The organism is Methylobacterium sp. WL6, assembly GCF_008040095.1.
In the GTDB taxonomy this organism is placed as follows: domain Bacteria; phylum Pseudomonadota; class Alphaproteobacteria; order Rhizobiales; family Beijerinckiaceae; genus Methylobacterium.
Genome location: NZ_VRVH01000160.1, coordinates 1 through 10120 on the forward strand (window position 1 = coordinate 1; position 10120 = coordinate 10120).

Below are 10120 nucleotides of genomic sequence, written 5' to 3' on the forward strand. Positions count from 1 at the left end.
GAAGCGAGCAGGGTGCTCTTCAAGAGCGTCATAGATATCTCCAAAAGCTTCGAGACCCGAGGATCGTGTGGTCGCGGGGCCGGGGCCGATCGCGTCACACCTTGTTTTGCGGCCCGCTTTTTGGTGCAGGCTCATCGGGCCCGCTTTTGCGGCGCCCCCAGTGCCAAAACACTGTGTGCCAGCACATCCGTGCGATCAACGTGGAATTCACAACGGCGCTGCGGTGCTGCGGGAATGTTGCATCCAGGCAACGCTTTGGTTAGCTGGCGAGCAATCAGGCCAAAAAGGCCTCACGAAGCACTCGGGCCGAAAAGTATATCGTCCGCAATCGATCCCGCGCAGCTTGCAAATCGCGCTCAGACCCATTCGCCTAGCGAAACGCACGAAGTTTGGTCAATTCACGCCCCCAAGATCCTCGTGGTGCCGAACGTAGCCCTGGCCGGTGAGCAAGTTCGTGAGGGCGTGTCGGATCGCTTCGGGACGAGAGGGCTTCGGCTCGGGGTTGGTCTGCGATCCAGGCGTTGAGGCTCATTTCAGATTGCCTGTCGCCTTCGGGTGCTCGGTCAGTGCTCCATCGGCTGCTCAACGAAAGAGTGGATCCCGTCCTTGGCGATCGCATGCTCGAAAGCCTCGAAGGCGTCCTCGTCGTTCACGAAGGTGCCAGTCCAGGCTGTGTGCCCGCCTTCGTGGTCGACGACCTCTAGGGTCCATTCGTCCGTGGTGCCGGCGAACCGGTAGATGTGAACCTGCACCGTGACGCCATCTCGGGTGACGCTGCCTCCGAGCGGGGAGTCCTCGATCTCTTGGTCAGGGGTATCGGCCATTGATCGATCCATCGATCTGGATGTCAGCCCTTCAGGCAGGTGCTCATGAAGCTCCGGCGTTCGGCGCCCTTCAGGCTCTTAGCCGAGGCATCGACGTTGCAGCTCTTCATCTTCGCCTGCTGCGGCGTCAGCTCCTTTGCCGGCGCTGCAGCCTTGCCGGCGAGGCAGTCGGACATGAAGCCCTTGCGCGCGCTGCCAGCGAGCTTCTGGGAGCCGGCGTCTGCGTTGCAACTCTTCATCCGGTCGCGCTGAGCGGCCTGCGCTGCGGACGGGGCTGGCGTCTGCGCGACGGCCGGGACGGCGAGGCTGAGGACGATCGGCAGGATGAGGGCGAGCGAGCGCATCGGCAGGGTGCTCCGGGACAAGTTGTAAGATGGTAGCAGGGCTGCGGAGCTCCTGCGAGCCGATGGGCGATGTGATCCACCGTAAGGCACCCGAGGCGACCAAAGACACGCTAGCGCTGATCGAGGCGACGCAGATCGCCGTGGCCAAAAACCTGGTGCGAGCCCGGCAACCGGCTGTGGCGCTACTCGGAGGCCAGTGTCATCGCCATCGACCTGATGCCGCTCGACGCCAGCTCGCGCGCTCTAGCATTTGCGGCTAGCGAAGGCTCCCACGGCGCGGATCAGCGGGATGCGGTTTGGAAAACCGCCAAAAAGCTGAAGAACTTCATAGAGGCCTTCGACGGGGTTGGAAGGCGTAAGTCATAGCTCTATAACGCTTGTGGCCAACCGGGCGAGGCCTCCACGTCACGTCCCTCCCATCTACTTTTCCTTGACCCATCCCCGGCGATCGATCGCAGGCGTTGCGCGTCCTCCGGCATCGCGACGCGAAGCCTGCGCCTCGTGGCGCGGCCGCCTCGTGGCCCCGGCGCAACCCTGCTGCCGAGGTTCCATTCGCGCCGCCCGAGGCAGCCCGCGCGAAATGCAAAACATCCACCCGAGGCCCTTGCGCCCCGTACCGACGCTGTGTAGATCACCCCCCGTGATCCCCGATAGCTCAGTTGGTAGAGCAGGCGACTGTTAATCGCCTTGTCGCAGGTTCGAGTCCTGCTCGGGGAGCCATCACTTTCAAGGGCTTAGGTGTGCGCGCTGCGCCTTTCGTTGGCCCGTGTTACCGCACCTTGTTACCGCCGTGTTCCGCATGCGTTTCAGGCTTGGCCAGAAGCGCCTTTGCGAGCGTCCGAAGCGGTTGCTCCCCCCATCCGTGCATCGCTACGTTCGTGATCAGGCAGACCAGTCGCAGATTGCCATTTCGATAGTGGCCGGCCGGATCGATCCGATCGAGGCTGGGAGCGAATGGGCGCCATTTTTTGGGACCCGCCTTGGCGAGGTCAAACGGAAGTCCGGAGACCTCGCATAGGCCTTCGCTGCGCCACACGAGGTACAGCATGGCTGACGGCTTGAGGTCGAACTTCACTCCGCGGACACCAGCCCGCTTCCTCGTTCCGACGTACAGCCGTTGTGCCCAGGCGGGCAGCCAATCCCAGGGCGAGTCGATCCTGGACGCTGCAGACCACGATCCAATCCGAACAACCCTGTTAGCAAACCGGCCGTTGTCGGTAGCTCGGTCATAAGCTGGAACCCACCACGCCGGGTCTCCCTGGTCGTGCAGACGGGTCAGCCAGTGCTCGGTCAGACTTTTTCGGACCTCGTCGCGGTCGCGCTGCACCGCCGCTTCGGCTGCAGCTGCTTCCCGCTCCTGTTGCTCGCGCTTGTCGATATCCTGGTGAGCCTGCTCGATGGCCGCGCGCATGCCCTCTAGGATGTCTGCTTGTGGGTCCCTGGCATCCTCAGGGCTCACGGCGAACGCCCTTCCGTCGCGCGGCTCGAAGCTCCGCGACCCGGCTCGACTGAACCACGCCACCGCGGTTGTAGAGCATCGTCGTCGACATCTGCGTATGGGTCGCCGTCCGCATGACGTCGGCCGGATCGGCGCCAGCCTCAAAGGCCTCAGACACCGCGCCGGCGCGGCTATCCATATTCCACAGCGTGTCCGGCCAGCCGGCTTCGCGAGCGATCTTCCGGAAGGTGTGCGAGAAGTGCGCGCTCTTCCAAGGCTTCCCCGATCGCTCGTCGACGATGATCGGCCCAACGCCCCGTGGCGGCAGCTCGGCCAGGATCTCGGGGTGCAGCCGGAGATCGTGCGTGGCGACCTCGTTCCCATTCGATTTCGACGTCGGCTTCTCCAGTAGTCCCGATGCGTCGATGTGGTTCCAGGTCAGGCCCCACTGCCAGACCCAGGCGCCATCGGTGATTGCGCCGACGATGCGCGCACGCTCGTCCGCTTTGGGCCTGGTCCACTCGCCGATCAGGTCCTTCTGCCGGAGGCCAAGCTCGAACTGGAACGCGACGGCCAGCGCGATGCTGGGCCGGCCGGCAGCGTGGGCGGCCTCGCGCAAGGCGACGATCTGCTCGAAGGTCGGGCGTCGCTTACGGGCCTTCGGCATCGAGAACTCGGTCTTCTCCAGCACGGCCGCCAGCTCGATCGCGTCGGAGGAGCGGAGCTCGCAGCCATAGTTTACGACCCGTCGGAGGGTCTGGATGCAGGCGTAGGCGCTGCGCACGCCCATCTCGGCCAGCCACTCCTTGTGCCACCGCCGTACGTCGCGCCCAACGATGTCGGCGAGGTGGCTGTCGCCGGCCTTGTCGACGAGCTTGCGGATGTACTTGCTGTAGAAGGTGCGGGTCGCCTGCCGGCGGTCGTGGAACGGGGAATCGACGTCCGTCTCGAAGGCCCGGCACACCCAAGCCAGCGTGCCTGGTGGCGCGTCGTTGCGGGCGGGAGCGCGCCCATCAGCCCATTCCAGCATCTCGGCCTGCAGGATGGCGCAGCGGGACGCGATCTCGCGTGAGGGCCAATCCCCGTAGAGCCTGACCGTCTTCGGCTGGTAGCCGGCCCGCACAAGCTTCTCGTCGGCGACCCAGTAGAGGTCCAAGCGCCCGTTGTGGCGCTTCATCCGTTTAAGACCGGGCGCGTACAGCTCGTGATCCTCCGTCACCGGTTCCCTCCCCGCCGGGGCGACTCGCCCGGCCGGGAGCATGGTCGCCGACGTGATGCCGGCGGTCGAGGAAAGCTTTGACGGCCGGCCAGTAGCGACCACCCATCATGACATCGACCTTCGGGAAGCCGCCGCGCTCCAGAACAACGGCCAGGCCAGGCCAGGTACGGGCGCGCCCGGGCCCCAGCACCGCGCGCGCGATCTCGTTCTCGTCGGGGTAGAGGCAGGACGGCTCCGGTGCCTTCGGATCGCGTGTTATCGCCACCTCAGCCCTCCGGGATCGGCGGTTGCGGAAACGTGCGCTCGGTGGCGTCGCCGGCGGCGGCGAGTACCCCGCGGGCGAAATCACGGGCTCCGGCGCGGCTGGTCGGCAGCGCCAGCTCGATGCCGCGCGACGGGACCTTCACGACGAGCTCGACGCCGCTCGACGTCGCGATCGCCTCGATGCTCCAGGTCGGGCCGGTGGTCGCGATCGCGTCCATGCTCACACCATCCCCAACGCTTGCATGTAGAGCTCGAGGATTGCCTCCTCCTCCTGGCGCTCGCTGTGGTCCTTCTTGCGCATGCGCAGGATGGCGTTGACGGCCTTCACGTCGAAGCCGCGGCCCTTCAGCTCGGCCATGACCTCCTTGATGTCGCCGGCGATACCCTCTTTCTCCTCCACGAGACGCTCGATGCGCTCGATGAAGGCGCGCAGCTCGTTGGCGGCCACGCCTTCGGAGGACGACACGTCGCCGGTCGTCGGCATGTTGTGGACGCTCGTCGGCTGGTTTCCTTAGTGGAAGCGTCGTCCTCGGCTTGTGCGGCATCAGCTGCCTCGAGGGCTGCGATGATCCGACTGATGCGAGGATCGTAGTTGCTGATCCGCCCCTCGAGGTGGGCGAGCAGCTTCCCGGCCTTCATGCCGGCGTCCCACTTGTCGGCCATCTCGGAGGCGACCGAACGCAGGTCCTGGAGGAGGGTTGGTGCGCTCACGTGCGGACCTCCGGCATTCCATCGTGCTCGACGCCATCGAGGAGGCGGCCGGCGGCCTTCTTGCCGACGCGGGCGAAGGCGCTCCACTCCGGCCCGGCTCCGACGCGCTCGATCGAGTTCGGATGCGACTGGATCGCCTGAAAGGAGATCTGCCCGCCCCAAGACCGCATCGCGTGCGTGCCGCCGTCCCGGCACCATTCGCGTGGTTGCCAGGCGCCCCATTGCTTGAAGAAGAAGCTGGTCTTGTAGGCCGCGCACTGGTCGCGGATCTCGCGGACCCAAGCCGGATGGGTCGCCCGCGGCCCGTTCTCGCCGCCGACGATGATCAGGTCGAGTTCGCCAGTCGCAAGGGCGTCGAAGGTGCCCTTCGCCTCGCCGCCGTCCGGATGGCAGCGGTTGCAGTACTCCGGCGGGTGGCAACCGTTCGGACAGGCGATCGCCGTGAAGTCGATCGCGTCGAGCAGCGGCTCGGCGCTGACAAACCGCACGGCGGCCGGTGCCGCGAGCAGGTCCGGCACGCGCTCGTCGGCGCGGCGCTGGTCCTCGGCCGAGACGCCGAGCCAGACGTTCGGAAGCGGTAGGCGTCGAACCTGCCCGAGGCGATCCTCAAACCTCGGCCCAAGGCCGCGCATCGCCCTCGCGACGTGATCGCGACGGTGCCACTGCGTCACCCACATCTCGCGTAGCGGCAAGTCGGCGGGCGGTTCCTCGCACCCCGTCATGTACGCCTGCATCCGCGCGGACCGTTTCGTCAGCACCTGAAACGTGTGCTGCGGGCACAGCGCCATGACGGCGAACACCCGGTCGATCCAGGCGTCCGGGACGTTCTCGTGGAACAGGTCGCCGTGCGCGCAGACGAAGATCCGGCGCGGTCGCGTCCACAGGAGCGGCTGGGTCAGCCAGGCTTCGTTGAGGCGGACCTCGCCGTTCCAGACCGGGCCTGCCTTGCTGTCGAGCGTCAGCCCGGCCCGTGACGGATGGTGCCGCAGACGCGTGCCGGCCAAGCGCATCGCGTAGCAGTTCGTGCAGCCCGGAGAGACCACGGAACAGCCGGTGATCGGGTTCCAGGTGGCGTCGGTCCATTCGATGCCGGTCTGGTCAGCCATGGGCGGCCTCGACCAGCTCGACGACGGGCGCAGCCCACCGGGCGCCGTTCACCCGCCGCCTGATCTCGCGCGCCCGGATCGCGAGCAGGGTGCCCTTCAGCCGGTCGGGCGGGGTCCAGCGGTTGGCCGAGGGCTTTCCGAGGATGACCGAACAGGTGCATGCGAGGATCGAACAGTTGTTGCGGACCGCGTCGCCGCGTTCCTCCGGGCGAAGTACCCGCTGAAGACGGCCGACAACGTGGCCGCCGATACAGGCCTGCCGGCCGCCACGATCTCCCGCTGGCTCGACCGCGGCTCGGCGCCGAGCCTCTGGGCGCTGGGCAAGCTCGTCGGCGCATACGACGCCGAGGTCCTGCTCGTGATCCTCGACCATCCGCCGTCGTGGCTGATGGACGAGGCGCGCCGCCAGGAGCGGGAGCGCATCGAGCGCCAGATCGCGACCCTGCGCGCCCAGATCGAGGGCGGCCAGTGATGCAGCTCTCCGGTTTCGTCCTCATCGCCCGCATGGGGCTCGCCGCGCTTTTGCGCGCGATCGCGCGGGGCCCGCTCTGGATCACCGAGGCGATCGGCATCGCAGCCAACCTCGTCGATCCACGCATGCCCGAGAGCATCTGGCGCCCGCGCGAATGGCTGTGGCGCCTCTGGTCCCGCGGCCAGCACACCGACCTTCACCCCCCGCCGGGCGCGCCCGGAGCATGAGGACCCGTTCGATGCGTACCCTTCTCGTCGGCCTTCTGCTCGGCACCGTCCTGTCCGGGACCGCGGCCGCGGCCGAACCCGGATTCCGGCTCTGCACCGGTTACGACACCGGCAACTACTTCAAGGCCGGGCACCTGCTGAAGCGGACGTCGACGTCCGTCCCCGTCGAGGTCGTGCCGAGCCAGGGCTCGCTCGACAACCTGGCCAAGATGATCGCCGGCCAGTGCGACGGCGCCTTCGTCCAGGCCGACGCGATGCTGGTGTTCTCGTCGCGCAACGCCCAGGCGCTGTCGGGCATCGAGCGCGCCGGCGTTCTCTACGCCGAGGACGCCCACCTCCTCTGCAACCGCGCCAGCGGGATCGGGCGCGTCACCGACCTGACCAAGGCGAACACCGTCGCCGTCGGCCCGGACGGCACCGGCGCCCGCACAACGTGGGACGCCTTCGTCCTGGCCGACAAGAAACGCTACGGGCCGGTCCAGACCGATCCCCGCAGCGGGGTGCGGGCGTTGTCCGCCGTCTCCGACGGCAGCCAGGTGCAATGCCTGCTCTACGTCGGCGCGCCCGGGGCCTCGTTCATGAAGGACGACGCCTCCGCGCTCGGCGACCGCGTCGTCCTGGTCGGCACCGACGACTGGGACATGGGCGGCGTCGCCAAGGATTCCCGCGGCAAGGCGGTCTACGGCTACGGCGAGATCGCGTCCGGCACGTATCCGCGAATCCAGCCGGGCGGCGCGGTCTTCGGCACGAAGGCCGTGAAGACGATCACGGTCGAGGCGCTGTTCGTGACGTCGACGGCGTGGATCTCCGCCAACGAGGGCGCCTACGACAAGGTGCTGCGCGCCTTCACGGCAGCCGGGCCGGCGATCAAGGCCCTGGCGAAGCCCGCGAACTGAGGCGCGCCATGCTCTCCCGCACCTCCGGCCCAGGCGCCTCCTTCTGGCTCGCGATCGCCTCGTTCGTCCTCACGGCGATCCTGGTGACGCCGGGGCTCGCCGCGCTCCTGGCGATGGGCCTCAACGTGGTGCTTCTCGCCGGCGTGCGGATCGCCGCGCGCCGGGAGGGCCTGCGCGCCGGGATGGCGCTGGCGAACGTCCGGGGCGCCGGCGACCGCGCGGTGCGCCGCTGATGGTCGCCTCGAAGCTCCCCGCGCTGGCGCGCCCGGTTTTCCAGCCGGCAGACCATCCCTGCCACCGTCCGGGCTGCGGCGAGCGCTGGGCCGAGCGCGGCTTCCCGAACGACGTCTGGTTCTGCACGCCGTGCGTCCCGCCGACGATGCGCTTCGAGCACGAGGCCGGCTACGTGGCGCCGGACCAGGCCGCGCCCGCGGCGCCGATCGCCGCGCCCGCCGCGCAGGCCGCCTTCAACCTCCTGCCTGGATTCGCACCGGCATGAGCGTGGGGCGCCGCCCCGCCGGCGCCCGCTCCACTCGGAATCCGCCTCCCCACCAGGGCACGTTGATGCGTCGCGTCCAGAACCTGTTCCGTCCGAGCCAGATTCACGCGATGGGCTTGGCCCTGCTCGAGAGCGAGCAAGCCGAGGCTCGAGCGCGCATGGCGGCCGGCGGCAAGGGTGCGAAAGTTTCGCACCCTTCGCGGCTGATGGACCGGATCGCGGCGCACTTCGACATCTCCGGCCGCCAGCTCGAGAAGATCGGCGACATCTGCCGCGCGGCCGAGGCCGACCCCGATCGCTTCGGGCCGCTCCGCGACGAGATGGACCGGACCGGCAAGGTCAACGGCCCGCATACCAAGCTGCTGCGCGCCCACGACGAGGCGCGGGTCCTGAATCTGGTCCCGGCCGCCGGACGCTTCCGCACCCTGGTGGTCGACCCGCCCTGGGACGAGGACAACATCTCGGATGCCGCCGGGCACGACTACGCGCTGATGTCGCTCGACCAGATCCGCGCGATGCCGGTTGCCGGCTGGGCGGATGAGAACTGCCACCTCTACCTCTGGGCGACGAACAACACGGTCACTGCGGCAGCCGAGCTGATCGCGCTCTGGGGCTTCCAGTACAAGACCGTGCTGACCTGGACGAAGCGCGACATCGGGCTCGGCCGCTACTTCCGGAACTCGACGGAGCAGGTCCTGTTCGCGGTTCGTGGCGAGCTGCGCACGCGCGCTCCGGCGCGCGGCATGCGCACCGACCACGATTGGCCGGTCGGCGAGAACAGCGTGAAGCCCGAGGGCTTCTACGACCTGGTGCGCGCCTGCAGCTACCCGCCCTACGGCGAGGCCTTCCAGCGCCTGGTGCGCCCCGACTTCACGAACCTCTACCAACCTGCGCCGGCAGCCTTGCTCGAGGCGGCGGAATGACATCCGTCGCGCACGCGCATCCGACGCCCCAGGCGTCACCCGGACCCGGAGCCTAGCATGGCCTCCGGAGCGCCGCGGACCAGCGTCGACTCCATCCAGACTCGGAATCGGACTCGATTCCCGAAGCGCTTCTGGCCCCTGCCCCGCGGGCCCCCGCGCCAGGCTCACGCACCTCGCGCGCCCTGCTGGCTGTGCTCGACCTCGGACCCGCACTGAACGGCCCGGTCCGGCTGACGCCGACCCATCCCGCAGGCCTCCTCCGATCGATCCCGAACGCCGTCCTTTTCGGCGGGATCGCCGGCGGCCTGCGCTGCGAGCTCCCCCATCCGAACCTGCCCGACCGCCGATCGCACCAGCGATTCCAGCGACGGGTTTTCGCGTGCCCGAAGCCTGACCGGCTTTGCGGCCGGACGATGAAGCTGTGCCCGGACGAAGGCAGCCCGCCGATGAGTATCGAAGCCATCCACTACGTCATGAAGACGGACATCCCCGACGGGATCGCCAAGCTCGTCGCCTTCGTGATCGCCGACTACGCCCACTCGGAGACGGGCCAGGCCTGGCCGAAGATCGAGACGCTCGCGCGCAAGTGCTCGCAATCGGTCCGGACGGTGCAGCGCAAGGTTCGCGTGCTCGAGGAGATGGGCGTGCTGCGCGTAGAGCAGCGGCACACCGAGGCCGGCCGGCAACGGGAGAACCTGTTCGTCCTTTACCTGCCCGGCGTGCCGCGGCCGGCGGCAAACGACCCGGCGCCGGCCTTGCCGATGGGTGACACACAGTCACCCATCCCGACCCGGAAACGCTTCGATCCTGTCACCCCCGAGGGTGTCTCACCGGTCACCCCCGAGGGTGACACTGCGGTCACCCCTAGAGGAATCCACCAGAAGGAATCCCCTAGAGGAATCCATTCCGAACCTGTCGGTTCGGCGCCGCAGGGCGGCCCGGCCCCAAGGGATTTCCAGTCGGATCTCCGCAGCAGGGGGGTGGAGACCCTCCGGGATCTGACGGGCTGGAACACGGCTCGGGCCCATTCCCGGATCGGGCAGTGGCTCAGCGAAGCCGGTGATGACGCCGGCATGGTGCTGGCCGTCATCGACGAGGCCGTTGAGGCCAAGCCGATCGACGCCTCCGGGTGGATCGCCGCTCGCCTGAAGCGCCGCAAGGCCGAAGCGGCCCCTGCACACCAATCCCCGCGTCACC

General features: G+C 68.2%; 14 protein-coding genes and 1 tRNA gene. 8 read left to right on the forward strand and 7 right to left on the reverse strand.

Annotated elements, in window-relative coordinates; translation table 11 throughout:
- Window positions 1-563: 563 nt before the first annotated feature.
- A complete protein-coding gene (locus tag FV230_RS18375; RefSeq protein WP_147843420.1) occupies window positions 564-824 on the reverse strand; it encodes a hypothetical protein in 261 nt (86 codons plus the stop codon).
- 23 nt (window positions 825-847) lie between these two features.
- Entirely contained in the window at window positions 848-1168 is a 321-nt protein-coding gene (locus tag FV230_RS18380; RefSeq protein WP_147843421.1) for a PsiF family protein, read from the reverse strand.
- A 644-nt stretch (window positions 1169-1812) separates the two neighbouring features.
- On the opposite strand from FV230_RS18380, the gene FV230_RS18385 reads away from it, so the two are divergent.
- Window positions 1813-1888: transfer RNA gene (locus FV230_RS18385), tRNA-Asn, on the forward strand.
- Between the two features lie 49 nt (window positions 1889-1937).
- On the opposite strand, the gene FV230_RS18390 is transcribed toward FV230_RS18385, so the two are convergent.
- From FV230_RS18390 to FV230_RS18415, 5 genes are all read right to left on the reverse strand, one after another.
- Complete coding sequence (locus FV230_RS18390) at window positions 1938-2579, reverse strand: hypothetical protein (RefSeq protein ID WP_147843422.1); 642 nt, start codon at window positions 2577-2579, stop codon at window positions 1938-1940.
- Between the two features lie 37 nt (window positions 2580-2616).
- A complete protein-coding gene (locus tag FV230_RS18395) occupies window positions 2617-3825 on the reverse strand; it encodes an integrase (protein WP_246694912.1) in 1209 nt (402 codons plus the stop codon).
- 266 nt (window positions 3826-4091) lie between these two features.
- The gene (locus FV230_RS18405; protein ID WP_147843424.1) at window positions 4092-4307 is read right to left on the reverse strand and encodes a hypothetical protein; all 216 of its coding nucleotides are present in this window, start codon (window positions 4305-4307) and stop codon (window positions 4092-4094) included.
- Window positions 4308-4309: 2 nt separating this feature from the next.
- On the reverse strand, window positions 4310-4573 hold the full coding sequence (locus FV230_RS18410; protein WP_147843425.1) for a DUF2312 domain-containing protein: 264 nt from the start codon (window positions 4571-4573) through the stop codon (window positions 4310-4312).
- A gap of 223 nt (window positions 4574-4796) precedes the next feature.
- Window positions 4797-5906, reverse strand: coding sequence for a phage Gp37/Gp68 family protein (locus FV230_RS18415; RefSeq protein ID WP_147843426.1), 1110 nt, complete (start codon window positions 5904-5906; stop codon window positions 4797-4799).
- Window positions 5907-6144: 238 nt separating this feature from the next.
- On the opposite strand from FV230_RS18415, the gene FV230_RS18420 reads away from it, so the two are divergent.
- The 7 genes from FV230_RS18420 to FV230_RS18450 form a co-directional block, all read left to right on the forward strand.
- On the forward strand, window positions 6145-6378 hold the full coding sequence (locus FV230_RS18420) for a hypothetical protein (protein WP_147843427.1): 234 nt from the start codon (window positions 6145-6147) through the stop codon (window positions 6376-6378).
- Window positions 6378-6605, forward strand: a complete 228-nt coding sequence (locus FV230_RS18425; protein WP_147843428.1) for a hypothetical protein — start codon at window positions 6378-6380, stop codon at window positions 6603-6605. The genes FV230_RS18420 and FV230_RS18425 overlap by 1 nt, the downstream gene beginning before the upstream one ends.
- 11 nt (window positions 6606-6616) lie before the next feature.
- Complete coding sequence (locus FV230_RS18430) at window positions 6617-7501, forward strand: TAXI family TRAP transporter solute-binding subunit (RefSeq protein ID WP_147843429.1); 885 nt, start codon at window positions 6617-6619, stop codon at window positions 7499-7501.
- Window positions 7502-7509: 8 nt separating this feature from the next.
- Complete coding sequence (locus FV230_RS18435) at window positions 7510-7734, forward strand: hypothetical protein (RefSeq protein ID WP_147843430.1); 225 nt, start codon at window positions 7510-7512, stop codon at window positions 7732-7734.
- Window positions 7734-8000, forward strand: a complete 267-nt coding sequence (locus tag FV230_RS18440; protein WP_147843431.1) for a hypothetical protein — start codon at window positions 7734-7736, stop codon at window positions 7998-8000. The genes FV230_RS18435 and FV230_RS18440 overlap by 1 nt, the downstream gene beginning before the upstream one ends.
- A gap of 65 nt (window positions 8001-8065) precedes the next feature.
- The gene (locus FV230_RS18445; protein ID WP_246694913.1) at window positions 8066-8923 is read left to right on the forward strand and encodes an MT-A70 family methyltransferase; all 858 of its coding nucleotides are present in this window, start codon (window positions 8066-8068) and stop codon (window positions 8921-8923) included.
- Between the two features lie 191 nt (window positions 8924-9114).
- Window positions 9115-10120, forward strand: a 1006-nt coding sequence (locus FV230_RS18450) for a helix-turn-helix domain-containing protein (protein WP_147843432.1), incomplete at its 3' end; no start/stop codon positions are given.

What these genes read in the sequence shown, in the direction of transcription:
- FV230_RS18430 (WP_147843429.1), top strand. Translation starts at nt 6,617, where the DNA reads ATGCGTACCCTTCTCGTCGGCCTTCTGCTCGGCACCGTCCTGTCCGGG.
- FV230_RS18440 (WP_147843431.1), top strand. Translation starts at nt 7,734, where the DNA reads ATGGTCGCCTCGAAGCTCCCCGCGCTGGCGCGCCCGGTTTTCCAGCCG.
- FV230_RS18405 (WP_147843424.1), bottom strand. Translation starts at nt 4,307, where the DNA reads ATGGACGCGATCGCGACCACCGGCCCGACCTGGAGCATCGAGGCGATC.
- FV230_RS18415 (WP_147843426.1), bottom strand. Translation starts at nt 5,906, where the DNA reads ATGGCTGACCAGACCGGCATCGAATGGACCGACGCCACCTGGAACCCG.
- FV230_RS18425 (WP_147843428.1), top strand. Translation starts at nt 6,378, where the DNA reads ATGCAGCTCTCCGGTTTCGTCCTCATCGCCCGCATGGGGCTCGCCGCG.
- FV230_RS18410 (WP_147843425.1), bottom strand. Translation starts at nt 4,573, where the DNA reads ATGCCGACGACCGGCGACGTGTCGTCCTCCGAAGGCGTGGCCGCCAAC.
- FV230_RS18445 (WP_246694913.1), top strand. Translation starts at nt 8,066, where the DNA reads ATGCGTCGCGTCCAGAACCTGTTCCGTCCGAGCCAGATTCACGCGATG.
- FV230_RS18390 (WP_147843422.1), bottom strand. Translation starts at nt 2,579, where the DNA reads ATGCGCGCGGCCATCGAGCAGGCTCACCAGGATATCGACAAGCGCGAG.
- FV230_RS18380 (WP_147843421.1), bottom strand. Translation starts at nt 1,168, where the DNA reads ATGCGCTCGCTCGCCCTCATCCTGCCGATCGTCCTCAGCCTCGCCGTC.
- FV230_RS18375 (WP_147843420.1), bottom strand. Translation starts at nt 824, where the DNA reads ATGGCCGATACCCCTGACCAAGAGATCGAGGACTCCCCGCTCGGAGGC.
- FV230_RS18435 (WP_147843430.1), top strand. Translation starts at nt 7,510, where the DNA reads ATGCTCTCCCGCACCTCCGGCCCAGGCGCCTCCTTCTGGCTCGCGATC.